The sequence below is a fragment of the Massilia sp. CFBP 13721 genome (assembly GCF_014842025.1).
Taxonomy (GTDB): Bacteria; Pseudomonadota; Gammaproteobacteria; order Burkholderiales; family Burkholderiaceae_D; genus Telluria.
This window is the reverse complement of record NZ_JACYUY010000007.1, coordinates 200,531-220,544: the sequence shown is the minus strand read 5'-3', so window position 1 is coordinate 220,544 and position 20,014 is coordinate 200,531. Positions and strand designations below refer to the sequence as shown.

16 protein-coding genes are annotated in these 20,014 nt (G+C 64.5%); 6 read left to right on the top strand and 10 right to left on the bottom strand.

The annotated features are described in order from the left end of the window. The first annotated feature begins 496 nt into the window (after positions 1-496). Genes IFT60_RS09425 through IFT60_RS09415 form a run of 3 tightly spaced genes read left to right on the top strand, consistent with a single transcriptional unit; the run spans position 497 to position 5,099 of the window. Positions 497-1,345: an ABC transporter ATP-binding protein gene (locus IFT60_RS09425; protein WP_192051692.1), complete on the top strand. Its 849-nt coding sequence runs from the start codon at positions 497-499 to the stop codon at positions 1,343-1,345. After that, positions 1,345-3,195 (top strand): ABC transporter permease subunit, encoded by a 1,851-nt coding sequence (locus IFT60_RS09420; RefSeq protein ID WP_192051691.1) that lies wholly within the window; start codon positions 1,345-1,347, stop codon positions 3,193-3,195. Before IFT60_RS09425 ends, IFT60_RS09420 begins: the two co-directional genes overlap by 1 nt. Further along, the gene (locus tag IFT60_RS09415) at positions 3,192-5,099 is read left to right on the top strand and encodes an ABC transporter permease (RefSeq protein ID WP_192051690.1); all 1,908 of its coding nucleotides are present in this window, start codon (positions 3,192-3,194) and stop codon (positions 5,097-5,099) included. The genes IFT60_RS09420 and IFT60_RS09415 overlap by 4 nt, the downstream gene beginning before the upstream one ends. 25 nt (positions 5,100-5,124) lie before the next feature. Here IFT60_RS09415 and IFT60_RS09410 read toward each other — a convergent pair whose 3' ends face one another. The 9 genes from IFT60_RS09410 to IFT60_RS09370 form a co-directional block, all read right to left on the bottom strand. Next, complete coding sequence (locus IFT60_RS09410) at positions 5,125-7,086, bottom strand: hypothetical protein (protein WP_192051689.1); 1,962 nt, start codon at positions 7,084-7,086, stop codon at positions 5,125-5,127. Positions 7,087-7,392: 306 nt separating this feature from the next. Then, positions 7,393-8,037 carry a DUF4349 domain-containing protein gene (locus tag IFT60_RS09405; RefSeq protein WP_192051688.1) on the bottom strand — a complete coding sequence of 215 codons (645 nt, stop codon included), beginning with the start codon at positions 8,035-8,037 and terminating at the stop codon, positions 7,393-7,395. 365 nt (positions 8,038-8,402) lie between these two features. Next, entirely contained in the window at positions 8,403-9,164 is a 762-nt protein-coding gene (locus IFT60_RS09400) for a hypothetical protein (protein ID WP_192051687.1), read from the bottom strand. A gap of 126 nt (positions 9,165-9,290) precedes the next feature. Beyond that, positions 9,291-10,268 carry a porin gene (locus tag IFT60_RS09395; RefSeq protein ID WP_192051686.1) on the bottom strand — a complete coding sequence of 326 codons (978 nt, stop codon included), beginning with the start codon at positions 10,266-10,268 and terminating at the stop codon, positions 9,291-9,293. A 97-nt stretch (positions 10,269-10,365) separates the two neighbouring features. After that, entirely contained in the window at positions 10,366-11,271 is a 906-nt protein-coding gene (gene yddG / locus IFT60_RS09390; protein ID WP_192051685.1) for an aromatic amino acid DMT transporter YddG, read from the bottom strand. A 20-nt stretch (positions 11,272-11,291) separates the two neighbouring features. After that, positions 11,292-12,785 (bottom strand): aldehyde dehydrogenase, encoded by a 1,494-nt coding sequence (locus tag IFT60_RS09385; RefSeq protein ID WP_192051684.1) that lies wholly within the window; start codon positions 12,783-12,785, stop codon positions 11,292-11,294. Then, positions 12,785-13,693: a dihydrodipicolinate synthase family protein gene (locus tag IFT60_RS09380; protein ID WP_192051683.1), complete on the bottom strand. Its 909-nt coding sequence runs from the start codon at positions 13,691-13,693 to the stop codon at positions 12,785-12,787. Before IFT60_RS09380 ends, IFT60_RS09385 begins: the two co-directional genes overlap by 1 nt. Positions 13,694-13,724: 31 nt before the next feature. Continuing rightward, positions 13,725-14,999: an MFS transporter gene (locus IFT60_RS09375; RefSeq protein ID WP_229510762.1), complete on the bottom strand. Its 1,275-nt coding sequence runs from the start codon at positions 14,997-14,999 to the stop codon at positions 13,725-13,727. A gap of 222 nt (positions 15,000-15,221) precedes the next feature. Next, a complete protein-coding gene (locus IFT60_RS09370) occupies positions 15,222-16,541 on the bottom strand; it encodes an NAD(P)/FAD-dependent oxidoreductase (RefSeq protein ID WP_192051681.1) in 1,320 nt (439 codons plus the stop codon). A 237-nt stretch (positions 16,542-16,778) separates the two neighbouring features. Between IFT60_RS09370 and IFT60_RS09365 the strand changes: the two genes are divergently transcribed. Continuing rightward, positions 16,779-17,750, top strand: a complete 972-nt coding sequence (locus IFT60_RS09365; protein ID WP_192051680.1) for a LysR family transcriptional regulator — start codon at positions 16,779-16,781, stop codon at positions 17,748-17,750. A 276-nt stretch (positions 17,751-18,026) separates the two neighbouring features. After that, positions 18,027-18,347 carry a Dabb family protein gene (locus IFT60_RS09360; RefSeq protein WP_192051679.1) on the top strand — a complete coding sequence of 107 codons (321 nt, stop codon included), beginning with the start codon at positions 18,027-18,029 and terminating at the stop codon, positions 18,345-18,347. A gap of 56 nt (positions 18,348-18,403) precedes the next feature. Here the strand turns inward: IFT60_RS09360 and pepA are convergent, their stop codons facing one another. Continuing rightward, complete coding sequence (pepA, locus tag IFT60_RS09355) at positions 18,404-19,258, bottom strand: flocculation-associated PEP-CTERM protein PepA (protein WP_192051678.1); 855 nt, start codon at positions 19,256-19,258, stop codon at positions 18,404-18,406. 287 nt (positions 19,259-19,545) lie between these two features. On the opposite strand from pepA, the gene IFT60_RS09350 reads away from it, so the two are divergent. Then, a complete protein-coding gene (locus IFT60_RS09350; protein ID WP_192051677.1) occupies positions 19,546-19,992 on the top strand; it encodes an SRPBCC family protein in 447 nt (148 codons plus the stop codon). Positions 19,993-20,014 lie beyond the last annotated feature (22 nt).

The window sequence follows — 20,014 nt, the reverse complement described above, 5'->3', positions numbered from 1 at the left end:
ACTGAGTTCAAAAAACGGTTCGATCGACAAAGACACTGGCTTGGTCGCAAACGTTTTGCTTCCGGTAAGTACTTCACTCAACGAACTTAACCCATTAGCGTTTGGGAATGTCATGCCAGTAAATGGGAATCTGTCGCACGCCTCCTCAAAACCGCAGGTAACGATCTGCTCTTTCTTGCATCCAAAAAACCCGACTGAGATCATGAGCGTACCTATACCTCGCAGTAGATGTTTTCCGAAACGGGCCTTCGTTATCGTCGTCTTGCGCCGTTTGGATTGACTGCTTCCAACGGCTCCTGGCCGGACCGGACTGTCGTGCCAGCATAGCAGTTTAACGCGCAGAGAAATCCGCAGAATGTTACGACCGGCTGGAATCTGCCTGAAACCGTCGCTTGTTACCGCTGTCACTATTAGACATCGAAATCAAAACAAAAGATTGCAAAATTACCAATTAACGCTACTATAATAAAATCAATTTCACTTTCCAATCCACAACATGAACGCTGTCGAGCTTGCATCCGTCACCCACCGTTACGGCAAGGTGCAAGCCCTCGACGGCTTGAATCTCACCGTGCGGCAGGGAGAAATGTTCGGCTTCCTCGGCCGGAATGGCGCCGGCAAGACCACTACCCTGAAACTGCTGATGGGCTTGCTACGTCCGGACAGCGGCACCATCACCGTGCTCGGCCGTTCCGTCAAACGCATGCCGGCCGGCCTCAAGCAGCGTATCGGCTATGTCTGCCAGGAGCCGAATTTCTATCCCTGGATGACGGCCGACCAGCTGGGCGCCTTTGTCGGCAGTTTTTATCCGACCTGGGACGGGCCTGAATTCGGGCGCCTGCTGCGCATGCTCGACGTGCCGCGCGACCGGCGCGCGTCGGAGATGTCGGGCGGCACGCGCACCAAGCTGGGCCTGGCGCTGGCGCTGGCGCCGCGGCCCGAACTGCTGCTGCTGGACGAACCGACCGCTGGGCTCGACCCGGTGGCGCGGCGCGAGTTCAACGACCAGCTGCAGGCGCTGCAGCGCGAACAGGGCACGACGGTGATGTTTTCGTCGCACCTGGTGGGGGAAGTCGAGCAGCTGGCGCAGCGCGTCGGCATCGTCCAGGCCGGCACTTGCCGCTTCGAGGGGGAAGTCGGCGCCCTGCGCACGCGGGTGCGCAGGGTTGTCGGCGATACCGCCCAGCCGCCCGGCGAAGGCTTTACGCAACTGCGCGGCGATATCTGGCAGGCCGAACCCGCGCTGTGGAACCAGGCCGGCTGGCCGCCCGGCACCGTCGTCGAGACCCTCTCGCTGGAAGACATTTTCCTGGCCTTTGCCCGTACCGACAGCGTGCCCGCCTGATGCGCGCCCTGCTCTACAAGGAATGGCGCGAACACCGCTGGGTGCTGCTGGCCATGCTGCTGTTGCTGGCGCTGGCCCAGGCCGGGGCGCTGCGCGCCGCGGGGATGATGGGCAGTCCGATGGTGGCCTACCAGAAAATCGTCGTGCTGATGGCGCCCTTGCTGGCGCTGGTGCTGGCCAGCCGCCTGGTCGTGCGCGAATACATGGGGCGTACCCAGCTGTTCCTGGAGACCTTGCCGGTCAGCCGGACCCAGGTGCTTGCGGTCAAATGGCTGCTGGGAGGCGCGCTGCTGTTGCTGTCCATGGCAGCCTGTTTGAGCGCGACCCTGCTCGTTGCGCGCGGCCAGGTCGTGCTGACGCCGCACTACGTCGCCATGGTGGCCATCCGCAGCGCGAGTTTCGTTTTTTTCGCCTACGCCCTCGCCTTTGCGGTCGGATTGACCGGCCGCTACCGGTACGTCATCTGGGGCCTGCTGTTCGTGTGCACGGTGACGGCCAACGCGACCGGCCAGCTGGCCATCGAGAACTGGGCGCCGTTTTACCTGGTGCAGGAATCGATGGTCTACGAACGGCAGACGCTGCCCTTGCCGGCGGTGCTGGTCACCTGCGCCATCGGCGCCGCTCTGGTGGCGGCGACGCTCGTGCTGGCCCTGGCCGCCGAGGGCTCGCTGGTGGTGGCCCTGTCGCGCCGGATGCGTCCGCGCGAAAAATCCGCCGTTACCATCGGCTTCCTGGCGCTGCTCATGGCGTTTACCGTGATCGAAACGCGCAAACCAAAGCCGCCCTTCGAACTGGCGCATGCAGTGCGCAGCGCGCGAGGGCCGGCCGTTGCGGTCGGCCTTGCCGGATCGGCGGATGGGGCGCAGCAGCTGGCCGATGCGCTGGCATCCGACCTGGCGCGCATGCAGGCCTTCCTCGGCCTGCGCAATCCCCCTGCGTTGACGGCCTTGCCCGACGACGCCCTCGATGGCGACGCCTTCCAGCGCGCCGTGTTGCCGAACGCCGATGGCGTGGTGGTGCGCGCGGCCTTCACCGACAGCGCGTTCGACAGCGCCGGCTTCCGGGCCTATGCACTGGCGTCGTGGATGCAGTGGCATTCGCGCGAACGCGCCGCCGAGGAAGAGCGGCGCTGGCTGCTGGACGGCACCGCGCAATGGCTGGTCGCGCGCGATCTGCCGCAGCAGCAGGAGAAGCTGGCGCTGCGGGCGGCCTTTGCGGCGCGCCTGTTGCAGGCCCGGCCGGATGGCGCCCGGCGCGCACTCAACGCGTGGCTGGGCGTGCGCGAGGAGCTCGGCCCCTGCCTGGCCGACGCGCTGGCATGGCGCATGGTCGGGTCGCTGGCGCAGCACATGGGCGAACCCCGCTTCCAGGCGCTGGCGCGCTCCGTGCTGGCCGAGCGCCCGCCCGGCGACGCGCGCGCTTCGCTGCTCGCACCCGGCTTCGCCACGCTGCTGGCTCGACACGGTGCGCCGGACCAAGGCATATTGACGCAGCAGTTCACACAGGTGTTCGGCGCCGAACAGGCGCGCCTGGCGGACACGCTCGACCGCATCGCCATCCCGCAGGTGTACTTCAGTGCGCAGCGCATGGCGGGCAAGGCATTCGAAGTGCATTACCGATTGGGGCCGGCGGCCGGCGAGGTGGCGCCGTTCTCGGTCCTGTACCTCGCCCTGGGGCCGTGGGATGGCGAAATCCGGCCCGAGTCGCTGGCCCGGGTCGACAGCACGCGCGCCGGTGTGCTGCCGGCGTCGTTCGCACGCGGCACGCGCCTGTTCACCGCGGTGGAGCGGCGCGAACCGCTGCTCGGCTGCAGCGTCAGGCTGGCGGCGCGCCGCTGGGAGGTCAAATGAACAGCCCCCTGTTTCGCAAGGAGTTGCGCAGCCTGCGCCCCTTCGTGTTCGTCGTGCTCGCGCTATTGTTGATGGACGTCGTCGACGCCTTCGTGGTCCCCTTCGGTACGCGCGCTTTCCCCGAGCGCATGCAGACCCTGGCCGACGAGCTGGCGAACCTGCAGATCGTTCTCGGCTTCGCCCTCGGCGTCAACCTGCTGGTACGCGAAATCGACGACGGCACCCTGGATTTTCTCGATGGCCTGCCGCTAAGGCGCAGCACCATCTTCGCGGCGAAAATCCAGGCGGCGCTGCTGGTGCTGCTGATCTTCCCCGCCGGCGTCCTGCTGCTGCACGCGGCGCTGCACGCCGCCACGCGCGGCTCGCTCGACCAGGACTTGCGGCCATCCTTGCTGCTGACGATGTTCGGCCTGTGCTGCCTGGCCACGACGGTGGCGCTGACGGCCGGGATGCTGCTGGGCTTCCTGCGTCATGTGGCCTGGCTGGTACTGGTACTGTGCGCGATCGGGGTCCGGCTGCTGCAGTACACGGCGCCATCGGCGGCAGTCCTGGACACGTCCGACCTGCTGACCCTGCGCTTCACCGGGACCGCCTGGCAACTGCCGATGGCGACCATCTGGACCCAGCTGGGCGCGGCCCTGCTGTTCGGTTCACTGGCCTTCGCCCTGTTCTGCAGCGCCGGCAAGGTGCGCGCGCGGGTACAGCGTAGCGGCGCGCTGCGGCGCTGGTTCGCCCGGATCGGCATCGCACTGATGGTGGCGGCGGCACTGGCCGGGATCGCGCTGCTGATCGAGCGCAGCAAGGCAGGCCGGGATGGAAATGACGGCGCCGCCAACGATCGCGCCGACGCCCTCGAGTTCGCACCGATCGCGGGCGCGCATGCCACGACGGGGCACTACAGCTTCAGCTACCCGGCCATGAGCAGCGCGCGCGTGCGCCCCCTGATCGACGAGGCCGACCGTACCTTCGAAGCAGTCGCCGCCCTGCTCGGCATCGACGGCGGGGCGCCGATCGACGTCGACCTGTCCGGCACCATCGAGAACCACGCCGGCACAGCCTATCTCGACCGCATCCGCATGCGCGTGAACGCCGGGGGCGCCAGGGACGCAAGGTCCACCCTGGCGCACGAAACGGCGCACGTGTTCGCCATGCGCCTGGCCGGCGGCGCCCGTGGCCGCCAGCTGGAAGGGATGATGGTATTGAACGAGGGGCTGGCGGCGTGGGTCGAAAACAAACTCGACACGCAGACCGGGGTAACCCAGGAGCAGGAACTGGCGGCGGCCATCGTCTCGGCACGCCGGCTGGTCACGCCGCGCCAGCTGACCGACCAGATCGCCTTCATCGGCGCGGTCGACGAAAACCTCAAGTATCCGCTGGGCACGATCCTGGTCGACCGCCTGGTGCGACGCTACGGCGCGGCGGCGCCGGCAACGCTGCTGCGCACCCTGGCACGCGAGGATTTTCCGCGCGACCTGGAGGGCTACGTGTTGTGGCAGACGGCCTTCCAGCTCGCCCGCTTCGACCTCGACCTGGTGCTGGACGATTATGCGCGCCACCTGAAAGCGCTGGAGTCCACCCATGCGCGCCGCATCGCCCAGTTGCCGCGGCCGCGCGGCAGCCTGGTCGACGAGGACGACGAGTTCGCCATTGCGCTGCGTTTCGACCTGCCCGTCCCCGAAGGCGCCACGCCGCTGGTGCGTTACCGGCCCGGCAAAGTCGGCAATGCGGCCAACTACCGTGTCCGCATTGGCCAGCTGTCCGACTCGGGAACGTATCTCGCCGAGGTGCCCGACAACATCATCACGCGCGGCGAGGTCTGTTTTCAGCCGGGCTTGGTCGTCGATGCGCTGGTCATGTACGAGCCGTGGGTGTGTTTGCCGGTGGATGCGGCCGAAGGCGACTGAAACGCAGATGCCGGTGCTGGCAGTGTCAGTTGGCCACCGGCACCGTGCTGTTTACCCGGTAGCTGCCGTACACCGGCGTGGCGCCGCCGCAGACATGCTTGAAGTCGACCGCCAGGCGCGTGAACGTGCCGTCCGGGGCATAGGCGACTTCGCGCACGTCGTAATAGCCGGCATGTGTCGTGCAGGGCATTGCATACAGGTTGTACAGCGCGATGGCGCCCGGCTGTTCGTAATGGCCCGGCGCCAGCGGCGCGCCACCCTGCGTGGACAGAACCAGGTGGGCGCCGATGCTGGGCGTGAGCGCCACGGTCCTGAAGGTGTATTTGCCCGGCTCGTACAGGGTCGTCAGGAACGGATCGTTCGCAGGAGTATGGAAGTAAGTGGCAGCCGGGAATCGATAGGCCAGGCCGCCTTCGCGCTTGAGGAACAGGAAGACCGGCAGGCTGGCGCCGTCGACCGACACGATGCTCATGCGCGCCGCTTCGGTGTCGCCGGTCGAATCCGTCACCTGCAGCTCGACGACGGCCGCTTCGATGCCGCCTGGCCGGGATGCGCCCCACTGTACCGTCGTCGCTGCCGTATCGGTGGCGCCGAACCGCAAGGGCGTGCCGCTCACCTGGGTCCAGCGGTAGCCGGTGATGCTGCGTCCGTTCTCGAGTTTGACTTTGCTGGACAAATGCAGCAGGTCAGCCGCCGTTGTCAGTTGCGGCCGCATGTCGCTGTCGATCGACGCCAGCAGGCTGCCGGGAGTCTGGAAGTTGCCAAGCGCGCCGTTGTAGAACTTGAACTCGTGGCCCTGGACATCCGCGACCACGATGTCCGGCGCCAGCGTGCCCGGTCCAGTCCAGGTCGTGCCGTCGCGCGACGCCTGGATGACGTAGGTGCGCCCGTGCCCCAGGGCGCGCTCTGGACGCAGCAATAGCAACGCACCGCGCATCTCGGCGCTGGCGCCGATGCTCGGCAGGGCCGGCGGTTCGCCCGGCGTCATGTCGGCGAAGCGGTAGACGAGCTGCGGGAGGACGGGCGGCCGGGTGAACTGCACGCGGAACACGGCATCCGGCAAGGTGACCCGGGCCGGATCCGGCGTGACGAGGTAGTGGATGAAGGTATGGTCGAGATAGTCCACCGGATCGAACACCGGCTGCAGCGTGGACCTGTCGCGCCGCTGGCCATCCCACCACAGGAAGCCGCGGGCGAATATGGACCACGGATTGCTGATGCGCTGGGCCGCGGTCGTCGCGTTTCCGAGCAGCAGATCGATATTCGCCACCGTGGTTCCCGACGTACGCGCGGTCGTTACCACCACCTTGCCGTTTGCGCCCAAAAACTCGACCATCCCCGTCTCGGCAATACGGTTCAGGTATGCGGACAACGGGACCGGTGTCGAGACCAGCACAACGTTGGCGCCGGCCTCGTAGCGCATCGCCAGTGCGACCTGGCCGCGCGCCGCCGCGTAATCGACGCTCTTGGTCAGCACCGGTGCGCGCAGGAAGGTGGCGCTGCCGTTCGGCGGCATGACCTTCAGGTCATCCTTGCTGCTTGCGCTCACGCGCCAGGTCTGGGCGACGACCGACCGCTCCCAGCCGATCGTGAAGGAGCCGCCCAGGCTGATCGGCTGGCGCGCCAGGCTGAAACCGTCGTCGAGCTGGACCAGGGCGGAGAGCTTGTCGCCGCTGACGAGCGTGCCTGCCGGAAGGTCGACGCTCAGCTTGCCGCTGACGATATCGTTGAACGGTCCTTCCTGGCAGTTGCTTGCCTGCGCGCTGATACGGTCGCCGGCGCCGGCAGTGCCGTTGCCGTCGTTGTCGGCGAGGGTCACGACGAGTTGGCCCCCGCCGGGACAGCTGGTCGTCCGGGTCAGGGCAGCGCCACGGGCCTGGAACTGCTGGACCAGCTCGACCGCAAACTGGCCGGCCGCCAGGACGGCGTCGCTGGCGGGCAGGACCTGGTCCGGCAGCGCGTAAAAGTTCACTGTTGACAGGGTCATCGTCGCGCCGGCCGGCGGAGGCGGTGCCGAACCGCCACCCCCGCCGCCGCCGCCGTTACCACCACCTCCACCACCACCGCCACCACAGGCAGTCAGGGCAAGAAGTGTCGTCAACGCGATGTACCTGATCCGATCAAAAGCCAGCATGGTCGCCTTCTATTGCAATTTGAAAAATATCTAGTATGGCGCCGGGTGACCTGAACAGCCAAGCGTTATCGGCAGGGACCAGCAGGACGTATGCATCATGATTACGCCATCGCCTACCCTCGCGCTGGATACATCGCGGGCAAAATCGGCATGCCAGGGTCAGCGTTTATCCGGTGCTATCGCGCCGCCGCGATGGCCTCTACGCAGCCGGCGCCATGCGAAATAGCCGACGCTGCCAGCCAGCGCGAAGGGGATTGTCGAGGCGACGAAGGTAATCAGCACCGCTACGCCTTTCAGGAGATCGTCTCCGAAGTCCTCCAACGCCGCCCTGACCTCCCTGCTGCGCCCCGCCTTGGCGTGTTCGTGGACGGCCACCGTCAGCAGTTCGGTATCCACCCGCCTGCGCAGCTGCGCCTGCGATGTCGCCGCGTTGTCGATTTCGCTTTGCACCTCGGCCAGCTCGCGATGCAGCTTGATCAGCGCGTCCGCATCGAGCGCGCGCTGGCGCGCCAGCGTTTGCAGCTGGTCGCGGTAACCGCTCAGCATGGCCAGCTTGCGTGCGGCATCCTCGATGGGTTCGGCCAGGTCTTCGCCCTTGCTCGATTGTTCGAGTATCTTGCCGCGCCCATCCAGGGCGCCCAGCACCTTGTTGACGCCGGCGGGAATGACGCGCATGCGGACCGTGGCGCCCGCATCGGCGCCGCTGCGGATGCTCGCTTCCAGCAGCGTGCAGCCGCGCTCGGGCAAGGCCGCGCCTGCGAATCTTCTTTTAGCGAGGCTGAGCAGAACAGGACGCTCGGCCATGACCGCGATGCGTCGAAGGTCACCGGCATCGAAGATTAAGCAAGCCAGTGCAATGGGGCCCTGCTCTGTATTTACTATCCAGCTGTCGGACTTAAGTTGCATTAATTCGCAAGGAGAAAGGCGAGCAAGACGGTCAACCTCTTGGTCAACAGCATTCTGATAAATTGCATCCAAATGATCCATTTCGCCTTCGCTATAGATAATGTGATGGATCTCGGAACATCCGCCCCTGATCCAGTTGCTGCTTGTTGTGACTCGCCGTTCTCGTCCCTGACTAGGCATCGCATCGCGCCAGGCCGAAAATCGCTCACTGCTACGACCGGCCGAAATCGGCTCATGGCTCAACGGAGAACAGCCGTCTTCACCTAGTCGCGCGCCACGCGTGCCTCGATTTCCTTCGACAGCCTGTCCAGATAGCCGCGTCCATGCCTTGCTTCGAGCGCCGCCACGGTGGTCCGATTGAACCTTTCCCGAAACATCTCGAACGCTTCAACGTAGACGTCCCCGGTGATCGACCATTCGATACCGTGCCGCGTGTATTCGCTGACGCGCTTCAGGTCCTGCCGGCTTGGCGGCAGCCCGAACACCAGGATCGCGGGCGTCTTGTTCGCCAGGCAGAGCTGTGCCATGGCGGCGCCATCACGGGTAGCCGGACGCTCCCTGGCTTCCATGACCGCCAGCTCGGTGCAGGGAATACGCGCCCGGGCATCGTCGAAATCGGTCAGCTCGACGCAAGCGAGGCGCGCTTCGAAACTTGTGGGGGCACGTGACCAGCATCGCGCTGCGTCAGGACGCTTGGCGAGTCCAGATGCGCCCTTGTCCAGTGCAGCGCCAAGACGCTGCATGGCCGTACGCCGTCCACTGATCGCTGCCCGAAACAACAATTGAATACCTTCGTAGGGCTGGGCTTTCGCTGCGCGCGCATGCGGACCGAGGAGCAAATCGGCCAGGCGCTCCTGCTTTTCCGCATCGCCCGACATGGCTTCGCCACGCCAGGAATGGGCGAGCGTTTTGTAGTCGCCGACGCGGATCAACCAGTTTTCGTAGGCGAGATCGTCGTTTGCAACGGCTGCGCATGACAGGGCACTCGCCAGGACAGCCGTAAACAGTTTCGATCTTGCGCGCATGCGGCGCTCCTTGTTCTGTTCTCCTGGCCGAACCCGACCGTCGGACCCAGCATAGCATCTTGCCAGGCCAGAAAAATCACACACTGTCACGACCAGCCGAAATCGACCCGAAGCCGACCCTGGCCGTCAGAACGTGTGCACCATACCCACGCCATACGTCGACGCCGCACGCGCCGGATACACCTTGCGCGCGAAGTCGGCATACACGCTCGTCCGTTTGGACAGCGCCCGCTTGACGCCCAGCCCCAGCATCTTTTCCTCCCTGACGCCATCGACGTCGACGCGGCCGACGCCCGCCCGGTACGTCATCGGGCCAACATTGACGCTGGCGCCCAGCGTCAGCGCCCTGGCGGTCGACGCGCCGGACTTGCTCAGGTCATACCCGCCCATCACGCTCCATGCCGACCGGATCAGCTTGAGTCCGACGAAACTGACCGTATCGCCGGCACTGTTGCGGCCGCGCGCGATCATGGCGGCGCCGTTGGCGTGCTGGTAGCGCAGCGCCGTCATCAAGGCCTTGTTGCGGTCCCCCGGCGCGGATTCGGGCGAGCCGCTCAGGTGCAGGGTGAATCCGGCCAGGTCGGGCGAATCGTAGAAGATGCCGTTGTTGAGGCGTCCCCAGTCCGGCGTGCCGCCACGGTTGGCGGTCGGGTCGGAGGCGAAATTGCGGCGCCACAGGTCCCAGCCCGGCGAGGCGATGCGGTCGTAGTAGTTCCAGGGGTCGAAGATCCAGTCGTTGGCGTACAGCGCATCCATGCGCCGGCCCACCTGGATCGAACCGAATGCGCCGGTCAGGCCGACCGTAGCCTCGTCGTGCCATAACGGTTTATTCGATTCTTCGAGGGTGCCGGTGTCGGTCTCGAAACGCGTGCTCAGCCTGAAGGTGAAGGCAACGCCGCCGCCCAGGTCCTCGCCCCCGCTGAAGGCGAGATTGCTGCGCTGGATGGGGCCGACCTTCCAGGCCTGGTCGATGTCACGGTAGATGCCGGCGTCGATGAATCCCGACACCTTGACGCCGCCCTGCCCCCAGGCCGCGGCCGGGGCCAGCGCGCATGCCAAGGCAAATGTCCGGGCGAGCGAACGCCGCTGGTTCGTGGTTCTCATGTTGTCTCCATTGTGGTGCCCCACGCGCACAGGCGTGGGTGGCCCCGGCCCTCTCTGGATGGCGGGCTTCAGGACCGGGACGAGGGGCAGCTAAACGCTAGGCGGCGACGCGCTCGGCGCGCTTTGCGCGCGTCGCCAGCCAGCACAGGATGGCGCCGCCGCTCACCATGGCGGCGCCCTGCCAGAAGGCCAGCGAAAGCGGGGCGCGCAGCAGCAGCGCCGACAGCGCCGCGGAAAAGACCGGGATGAAATACGAGGCACCGGCCAGGATCGCGACGTTGCCGTGCAAGATGCCGACGTTCCAGGCGCCGTAACCAAAACCCATGGCGCCGGCGGCCAGCAGCAGGTAGACGATGGCATCGAAGCTGAAGTCCATGGCGCCCCCGCCCTCGAGCAGGTACTTGATCCACAAACTGGCCGATACCAGGATGAAGAACAGCGTCACGCCGTTCTTGCCGCCGGCGATGCGCGCCGTCACCGTGCAATACGCCGCCCAGATCAGCGCCCCCGCAAAGGCCAGGCCATAGCTGAGCGGGTTGTCGCGCACGTTGTCCAGCATGCCGGCCAGGTCGAAGCCCTGTTCGCCGCCCAGCACCCAGCAGATGCCGACGATCGACAGCAGGAAGCCCGGCACGATCAGCAGGTTGGTCTTCTGGCGGTTGAACAGGATCGCCGCGACGATGGTGAAGGTGGGCCACAGGTAATTCACCATGCCCACCTCGATGGCCTGGCGCGCGCTATGGGCGTAGCCGATCGAGAGCGACAGGCACAGTTCGTAGGTCACGAACAGCAGGCTGCCCCAGGCCAAGTAGCGGCGCGGGAAGTCGCGCAGCCTGACGTGGCCGACCGACAGCAGCAGGAAGACCGAGGCCACGCTGTACATCATGGCGGCCCCACCGGTCGGGCTCAGGTGGTCGCTGACGCTGCGGATCAGGCCGACGATCGAGCTCCACAGCAGGACGGCCACCAGGCCGATCATGGTCGCCTTGTTCGTGTTTTTCATGGTTCGGTCAGTTCAGTCAATCAGGTTGCGTCGATCCAGATGGTCTTGATCTCGGTGTACTGGTCGTGCGCCCACTGGGATTTGTCGCGGCCGCCGAAGCCGGACTCCTTGTAGCCGCCGAACGGCGTCGTGACGTCGCCTTCGCCGAAGCAGTTCACCGTGACCACGCCGGCGCGGATCGCGCGCGCCACTTTGATGGCGCTGCGCAGGTCGTCCGTGTACACCGAGGCGGCCAGACCATACACCGAATCGTTGGCCAGGGCGATGGCTTCGTCGACATCGGTGAAGGTCGTCACCGACAGCACCGGGCCGAAGATCTCTTCCTGGAACAGGACGCTGCCCTGCCCGACGCCGTCGACCACGGTCGGCTGTACGTAGACGCCCTCCTCGGTCGCGCCGCCAAAGGCCACCGTCAGCTTTTCCGCCGCGGCCTGATCGAGGTAGGAACGCACCTTGTCGAAATGGGCCTTGCTGACCATGGCGCCGAGGCGGTTGTCCGGGTCGAGTGGATTGCCCATCTTCCATTCGCGCATGGCCGCGCCGACGCGTTCCAGCAGGGACGCCTTGATGCGCTCGTGGACGATCAGGCGCGACGAGGCCGAACAGTTCTGGCCCATGTTCCAGAACGCGCCGGCGACCAGGTGCCGGGCCACCGTGTCGAGGTCCTCCACGTCGTCCAGCACCACGGCCGGGTTCTTGCCGCCGCATTCGAGCACCACGCGCTTGAGGTTGGACTCGGCCGCGTAGTGCAGGAACAGGCGGCCGGTGGCGGTCGAGCCGGTAAAACTGACCATGGCGACGTCGCGGTGGCGGCCCAGCGGCTCGCCCACTTCGCGTCCGCCGCCCGGCAACACGTTGAACACGCCGGCGGGCACGCCGGCCTGGTCCGCCAGTTCGGCCACGCGCAGCGCGGTCAAGGTGGTTTCCTTAGCCGGCTTGACGACGATCGAGCAGCCCGCCGCCAGCGATGGGCCGATCTTCCAGGCCAGCATCAAGAGCGGAAAATTCCACGGCAGGACCAGGCCGACCACGCCGATCGGTTCGCGCACGACCAGCGCCAGCGCGTTGGAGCCGACCGGCGCCGTGGCGTCGTAGATCTTGTCGATCAGTTCCGCATGCCAGCGGATGGTGTGGATCGTTTCGGGCACGTCGGTGAGCTGGCATTCGCGGATCGGCTTGCCGCTGTCGAGGCTTTCCATGACCGCCAATTCGTGCGCGTGCTGCTCGAGCAGGTCGGCAAAGCGCAGCAAGGTCTGCTTGCGCGCGCTTGGGGCCAGATCGCTCCAGCGGCCATCTTCGAAGGCCGCCTTGGCGCGGGTGACGGCCACGTCCACGTCTTCAGGGCCGCAAGCGGCGATCTGCGCCAGTACCTTGCCGGTGGCCGGATTGGTGGTCGCGAAAGTCTCGCCCGACAAGGCGGGGCGGAAGGCGCCATCGACAAAGGCCTGAGTCGGCAGTGCGATGTTGTCGGCGAGGGCCGCGTATGCGGCAGCGCTTAAGAGTTCGGCGGCCATCAGGCGGTCCCTCCGACGATGGCGGCCACGTCGGCCTTGAGCTGGGCGACGACGGCCTGCAATGTCGCGCCCTCGGTTTCATCGAGACCCTGCAGCGGCAGGCGCACGCCGCCCGGACGCAGGCCAGCCAGCGCGCAGCCGTGCTTGATCGACTGCACGAACTTGCCGCCTTCGAGATAATCCATCAGCGGCAGCATGGCCGCCATGATGCGGCGGCCCTTGTCGAAATCCTTGTCGATGGCGCAGGCCTGGTACAGGGCGACGTGCTCGCGCGGCAGGAAATTCGAGCCGGCGCAGACCCAGCTGCGCGCGCCCCAGGCGAAGAATTCGAGGGCCATGTCGTCCCAGCCGCACGAGAGACCAATGCCGGGGAATTCGCGCGCCAGCATGTGCAGTTGCGCGGTCGATCCCGAGCTTTCCTTGATCGCGACGAAGTTGTCGGACGCCGCCGTGACGATGCGGAAGAATTCGCGGCCCATCGACATGCCCATGCGGCCCGGATAGTTGTACAGCATGACCGGCAGGCCGGCAGCCTGATCGATCGCCAGCGCGTGCGCCGCATTTTCCTGCTCGGTCGGCAGCGCGTAGGGCGGCGTACCCACCAGGATGGCGTCGGCCCGGATCTCTCGCGCCAGTTTTGCGTACTCCACTGATTCTTCGGTACGGACTGCGCCGGTGCCGACGATAAGCTGCGAACGGGTGCCGATCACCTGCTTGGCATAGCTGGCAAGTTCGATACGTTCCTGCGTGGTGTGGGCGTAATACTCGCCGGTCGAACCCGCGATGATGATGCCGTGGATGCCTTGCTCGATCAGGTATTCCAGCACGTCGGCGAATGCCGCCTTGTCGATGGCGCCGTTGGCGTCGAGGGGCGTGATCGCGGGGGTATAGATGCCTTCGAATGTCATGATGATCTCTCTGATGTGGATTGAAGATGAATTAGCGCTTGAGCGAGGCCGCCTGTTCCAGGCTCATGCCGCGCGTTTCGGGCGCCAGCAGGATCGAGGCGACCAGGCCGACGATCGACACCGCGGCGGCGGCGTACATGGTGTTGCCGATGCCGATGTTGAGGAGGGACACCGGCACCAGCCAGGTGCCGATGGCGGAACCGACGCGGGTCATCGACGAGCCGATGCCGACGGCGAAGGCGCGGATCTCGGTCGGGAACAGTTCGTTCGGGTAGACCAGTTCCAGCACCTGGGCGCCGCCGATGAAGAGCGCATAGGCGCCGAACATCAGCAGCACCGGAATCTCCGAACCGTTCGAAAAGGCGCCCAGGCCCAGCAGCGCCAGGCTCGACCACAGGAAGCTGTGGATGACGAGCGGGCGGCGGCCCATGGTGTCGATCAGGCGGGTGGCGATCACGCAGCCGACCACGAACAGCAGGGTAATGAGCACCGAGCCGTAGGCGGCCCAGTTGCCCTTCAGGTTCAACGCCTGCAAGACGACCGGCGCGAAGGAATACACGGCGAACATCGGCACCACGGCGGCGGTCCAGAACACGATCACGAACAGCATGCGCTTGCCGTACCGGGAGTGCAGCAAGTCACCCAGCGACACCTTCTTGTCCGCACCCTGCGGCGGCAGGTTGGCGATCGAAAACGTGGGACCATACACCTTCTTGATGACGCGGTCGGCCTCGGCATGGCGCCCCTTGCTCACCAGCCAGCGCGGGGATTCGGGCGTTCCCAGACGGACCAGCAACAGCAGCACGCCGAGCACCGCGGAACTGGCCAGCACCAGGCGCCAGGCATCGTCGCCACCGCGCGCCAGGATGAAATTGCCGACCATGTAAGACAGCGCGGCGCCGATGAACCACAGGATGGTCAGTCCGGCCAGGCGCGGCCCCCGGTTCTTTTGCGGCAGGAATTCGGTCAGCAGCGAACCGGCCACCGGGTATTCGAGGCCGACGCCCATGCCGACCAGGAAGCGCAGGATGAACAAGGCCATGCCGGACTCGACCCAGAGCGAGCCGACCGAACCGGCAATGAACAGGATGGGACCGACGAAAAACAGGCGCCGCCGTCCGACCTTGTCGGTCAGCCAGCCACCGAGGAAACCGCTGCAGAAAGTGCCCAGCATGGCCGACGCGGCCACCATGCCCTGCCAGAACGAGTCGAATTTCAGATAATCGGAAAACTGCACGATGGCGACGCCGATAATACTCAGGATATAACCATCGAGAATCCATCCGCCGCCCGCGCGCAAGGTCATCAATTGGTGGAATCCATTGAGTGGCACGTCTTCGATGTATATGCGCGGACTATTATTAACTGGTATATCGTTGTTCGTCATGGCAGATGTCTCCTGTTATATGAATGATTCCGCATGCCCCAAAAGTCTTTTCGAATCACGGGTGTAATTCGACAAGCTCTTAATTATTTATAATGGCTGGTGGCGCGCAGACGGTTTACTGCTTGGTTTGGATAATCAACATCAGCTTTCCTGGCCGGCCTTGCGCTGCCCCCACCAGAGCGTGGCATTCACGCCGGCGGACAGGAAGGGTTCCGGAGGCAGCCGGTTGGGGCCGGAACTGGACAACAGAAAATCGATCAATTCATGGCGTTCGCCGGCAATCATGTCTGCCAGCAAGGTGCCGGTGACCGTGCCGCGGGTGATGCCCAGGCCGTTGCAGAACAGCGCGCCATACACGTTCGGCGCCAGCTGGCCGAAGAAGCCGTTGTGGTTCTGGGTAAGCGCCAGCGAGCCGCTCCAGGTGTAGTCGAAGCCGACGTCCGGCAGCATCGGGAAGCGCCGCTGGAAGGACAGGCGGTGCTTGCGCGCAAAGCGTTCCAGGCAATACGGCTTCGATTGCTGGTCCGGGTTGAAGCTGAAGCTGTTGCGCACCAGGATGCGGTTGTCGTGGGTACGGCGCACCGTACTGCCGAAGGGGTCGGCGGGGATCACGCCCCAGAACGGCTTGCCGCCCAGCTGCGCCTGTTCGGCTTCGGTGAGCGGGCGCGACAGGCTGGCGTAGAGATACATCGGCAGCACCGTTTGCTTCAGGAAGCCGAAGCGGGCGCCAAAGGCGTTATTCGCCAATACCAGCTTGTCGGTAACGATGCGGCCGCGGGCGTGGCCGAGGGTCACCTTGTCGCCGTAGTCCACCGTGGTGATCGCCGTGTTTTCGTACAGCGTGACGTTGGCCGACAGGCTGTCGGCCAGGCCCTTGACCAGGGCGGAGGGCTGGAGCAGCATGGTGCCCGGCGTGAACAGCCCTTGGCGGTAGAACGACGTGCCGATGTGTTCGGGCAAATCCTTGCCGTCAATGACCTCATACGGTTCGCCCAGCTTGTCCAGGCCGCGCCGGTAGGCGTCGAGCACGGCAATGCCGCGCGGCTCGACGGCGGCCTGGTATTTGCCGCTGGGGCGCATGTGGCAATCGATCGCGTGCTGTTCGACCAGGCCATGGAGAATGGTCTGCCCGAGCCGGTTGAGCTTGAGGGTGCTGCGGGCGATGGCAATGTCGCCGATATAGTCGTCGGCGCCGATATCGTGCGGCAGGTCGATGGCGAAGCCGGCATTGCGGCCCGAGGTGCCGAAGCCGACTTCCTGGGCGTCGACCAGCACGATTTCATCGTCCGGATAATGCAAAGCCAATTGGCGCGCAGCGGCCAGGCCGGTGAATCCGGCGCCCACGACTGCCCAGCGCGCCGTTTTCTCGCCGCTGTGTGCCGGCTTGGCCTGGCGTGCGGGGGCGGTGTGATACCAGCCGCACATCGCATCGTCTTTGGGCGTGGTGTTAAACTTGATCATGTTTGTCTCCTCTACTGCTTTTGAATATGGATAAAGCGCTGGACAATTGGCTATCAATTCCAATTGTCTAAATTCACCATCCTTCAGGCTATTTTCATCTCATTTAAAAATGGATGAAAATAATCGGGTGGTGAATGGAGACGCTCTTCTTATAATTTTTTTATTTGCAGTGAGTCTAAATTTGCGGGCAAATGCGCACAACCGACTTTTCAGCCCGAAAATTGATAACATGGCGTTATGAACAAGCCTCCCTCGACCGATCAGACCCTGCTCAAGATGCCTTCGCTGCGGGCAGTCAAATGCTTCGTGGCGGCGGCGCGCTACCAGAGCTTTACCCGCGCCGCCGAAGCCCTGTGCGTTACGCAAGCGGCGATCAGCCGCCAGATCCGCGAACTGGAAGAACACCTCGGCACGATGCTGTTCGAGCGCGTCGGACGCTCGGTGAAACTGACGCCGGCCGGGTCCATCTTCTTCGAGGCGGCCCAGCTGTCGTTCATTAACATCGCCCAGGCTGCGACGCGGGTGCGCAAGGACTACGGCAACAGCGCCCGGCGTACGCTGACGCTGTGCTGCTCGCCCGCCTTTTCGGCCTTGTGGATGGCGCACCGGCTGCCCAGCTTCTTCAGCGCCAATCCCGACATCGACCTCGACCTGGTCACCACGCAGAACTTCCTGTCACTCGAACCCGGTATCCACCCGGACATCTTCATTACCAAGATGGCGCGCGTGCGCGATGGCTATGTGAGCGTGCCGCTGTTCCACGACCGCATCTATCCGGTCTGCACCCCGGCTTACCTGGACGCGCATCCCGAGATCCGCAGCCTGGAAGGCCTGAGCAACGGCGTGCTGCTGAACCTGAGTCCGTACGGGCGCTCCCAGGTGGCCGAGCACGTCGATTGGGGCGTGTGGCTGGCCATTCACCGGCTGGACATGGAAGACCGCCCGCACAACGGGGCGCACTACTTCAATGCCAACGACTACAACCTGCTGATCCAGATGGTGCTCAACGACCAGGGCGTGGCCCTCGGGTTCGACCACCTGGTCAGCCCGCTGATCGACAAGGGGCAGCTGACCCGGCCGGTCGGGCAGGAGCTGGTGCTGGAAGAGACCCGGCATTACTTCGCCTATCGCGAGGAGAAGGCGGACGACAGCGCATTGGGGCGGTTTCGCAGCTGGTTCCTGGGCCAGAGCGGGGTGCCGGGTAGCTAGTCCGGCGTCGCGGACCCGTAAGGTGGGCGGCTATACCCTGGTGCGTGTCTGCCCGCGGCGTGGATGCCGCCCACGCGTTCAACCACACGTCGAAACGTCGCGACGGATCACCGGCTGGTTGAACGCGTGGGCGGCGCAAATGGCGCTGATCCGCAAACTGAACAGGTATAGCCGCCCACCTTACGAGTCTGTGCATCGCTCACGAAACCAGGCGCGTGCGCAGGCTGTCTGGAACGCCGTGTAAGATCTGCATATCCCTTTCAACCCAAGCACACCATGACCGCCAATTCGTCCCCTGCCCTGCGCCACGTCGTCCTGTTCGCCTTCAAGGACGACGCCACTTCCGAACAGATCGATACCGTCGTCAGCGACTTCGGCGCCCTCGCCCAGGCCGTGCCCGGCAACGTGGCCTACGAATGGGGCACGAACGTCAGCCCGGAAGGCCTGAACGACGGTTTCACGCACTGCTTCACGCTCACCTTCGGCAGCAACGAAGACCGCGACGTCTACCTGGGCCATCCGGCGCACACCGCCTTTGTCGCCACGCTGGGCGTCTGCCTGGCGCGATCGCTCGTCGTCGATTATTGGGCAAAATAATTGGGCAAAAAAAAGAGCGGGCATGCCCGCTCTTTCCAAGATACAGCCGCCGCCATTCAGACTTTCGCGGCGCGCTTGCGGGTCGCCATTCCCGCGCCCAGCAAGGCGATGCCGAACAATGCCAGCGAACCCGGCTCCGGCACTTCGGACAATTTGAACTGGCCGTTATTGCTGACGAAGAAATAGGACGAGGTATTCGCGTAGGCCGTGCCATTGCAGCCATTGCCGGAGAACTGGGCGAATTCGCAGGCGACTTCGCTCACCAGGGTGGTGGTCGGCTCGGCGACGGTGTTCGCGTTGGTAAAGGCGAATGCCATGATCGTTTCCAGCGCCAGGTCTTCGCCGTTTTCGCGGAAGAAATATCCGGAATCCACAGAGCCTGCGCTTGCCCTTGCCATCACGGTGACCTGGCCGTTATTGACTGGCGATCCGCTTGCATCGACCATGCCGCCCCCGCCCGCCATCACGGTAAAGGTGGCGAACTCGTTGCCAAGATTGGCGCCGTAGATGCCGTTCGAGCTGCCGTACTGACCGGGTGTCGGATTCTGGAACATGCGGATGGTGCCGCCGGTGAAGGTGAACGCGCCGCCGAAAGTGCCGGTACCGGTCGCATCGAACATCGCGGTAATGTTGCCGGTCGGGTAATTCACAGGGAACAGCTGGAAGTTGCTGTCAGCCTGGGCAATGTTGAACACCGCGTGTTCGGTGAACGAAAAGCTCGTGCCGCCTCCAGGGGTAAGCTGGATAAACGCATTGCCGTTCACGTCCAGATATTCGTTGATCCGCTGGCCGCCGGCGAAACCGCCGCCAGTCGGATTGAATACCCAGTTGTTCAGCACCGATTCCGCATGGGCAACGCCCATCGACGTTGCAAGCACGGCGGCACACACCATTTTCTTCAAAAGTTTCATGACTGAATCCTCTTAAGTGGTTGATCAGGCACAGCACGCAACTACAAGCAACCGGCATACCAGCGTATTTACATCATTTAAAATCAATCACTTGCGGATTATTGTTAACTCAGCAGTTAAAAAAATGTAAAGAAAATCGACGCGACAGGCGGCTTTCATTCCTTCTTGCCGGCCTGGCTCGGCCAGCATGGCGATTGCAAAAAAACCTGGCCCGATGTCGAATATGCGGGGATGTATTCGTCGTACTGCCAGAGGGACGTCCTCTGCCTTTTCATAAGGAACCGATCATGTCCACGAATACCGTCGAACTGCACCGCGTGCTCAAGTCGACCGCGGACCGCGTCTACCGCGCCTTTACCACCCCGGATGCCTTTGCCAAATGGCTGCCGCCGCATGACTATTTCGCCACCGTGCATGCCATCGACGTTCAGCCAGGCGGGCGCTACCGTATGTCGTTCACGAATCTCACCACCGGCCACAACGAGGTGTTCGGCGGCGAGTACCTGGAACTTGAACCCGGCAAGCGCCTGCGCTACACGGCCGAGTTCGACGACCCGAACTTGCCGGGCCGGATGCAGACCACGGTGACCCTGCGCGACGTGTTCTGCGGCGTCGAGCTGCACATCCGCCAGGAAGGCATTCCGGCGGTGATCCCGGCCGAAGCCTGCTATCTCGGCTGGCAGGAATCGCTGCAGCAGCTCGGGCAACTGGTGGAAGCCGAGATCAAGGATTGAGTTCTGCCCTGTCCTGAATTAA

Bases quoted from the DNA above. Each gene is read 5' to 3' on its own strand.
- IFT60_RS09425 (WP_192051692.1), top strand. From the start codon at position 497: ATGAACGCTGTCGAGCTTGCATCCGTCACCCACCGTTACGGCAAGGTG.
- IFT60_RS09420 (WP_192051691.1), top strand. From the start codon at position 1,345: ATGCGCGCCCTGCTCTACAAGGAATGGCGCGAACACCGCTGGGTGCTG.
- IFT60_RS09415 (WP_192051690.1), top strand. From the start codon at position 3,192: ATGAACAGCCCCCTGTTTCGCAAGGAGTTGCGCAGCCTGCGCCCCTTC.
- IFT60_RS09410 (WP_192051689.1), bottom strand. From the start codon at position 7,086: ATGACCCTGTCAACAGTGAACTTTTACGCGCTGCCGGACCAGGTCCTG.
- IFT60_RS09405 (WP_192051688.1), bottom strand. From the start codon at position 8,037: ATGGCCGAGCGTCCTGTTCTGCTCAGCCTCGCTAAAAGAAGATTCGCA.
- IFT60_RS09400 (WP_192051687.1), bottom strand. From the start codon at position 9,164: ATGCGCGCAAGATCGAAACTGTTTACGGCTGTCCTGGCGAGTGCCCTG.
- IFT60_RS09395 (WP_192051686.1), bottom strand. From the start codon at position 10,268: ATGAGAACCACGAACCAGCGGCGTTCGCTCGCCCGGACATTTGCCTTG.
- yddG (WP_192051685.1), bottom strand. From the start codon at position 11,271: ATGAAAAACACGAACAAGGCGACCATGATCGGCCTGGTGGCCGTCCTG.
- IFT60_RS09385 (WP_192051684.1), bottom strand. From the start codon at position 12,785: ATGGCCGCCGAACTCTTAAGCGCTGCCGCATACGCGGCCCTCGCCGAC.
- IFT60_RS09380 (WP_192051683.1), bottom strand. From the start codon at position 13,693: ATGACATTCGAAGGCATCTATACCCCCGCGATCACGCCCCTCGACGCC.
- IFT60_RS09375 (WP_229510762.1), bottom strand. From the start codon at position 14,999: ATGACCTTGCGCGCGGGCGGCGGATGGATTCTCGATGGTTATATCCTG.
- IFT60_RS09370 (WP_192051681.1), bottom strand. From the start codon at position 16,541: ATGATCAAGTTTAACACCACGCCCAAAGACGATGCGATGTGCGGCTGG.
- IFT60_RS09365 (WP_192051680.1), top strand. From the start codon at position 16,779: ATGAACAAGCCTCCCTCGACCGATCAGACCCTGCTCAAGATGCCTTCG.
- IFT60_RS09360 (WP_192051679.1), top strand. From the start codon at position 18,027: ATGACCGCCAATTCGTCCCCTGCCCTGCGCCACGTCGTCCTGTTCGCC.
- pepA (WP_192051678.1), bottom strand. From the start codon at position 19,258: ATGAAACTTTTGAAGAAAATGGTGTGTGCCGCCGTGCTTGCAACGTCG.
- IFT60_RS09350 (WP_192051677.1), top strand. From the start codon at position 19,546: ATGTCCACGAATACCGTCGAACTGCACCGCGTGCTCAAGTCGACCGCG.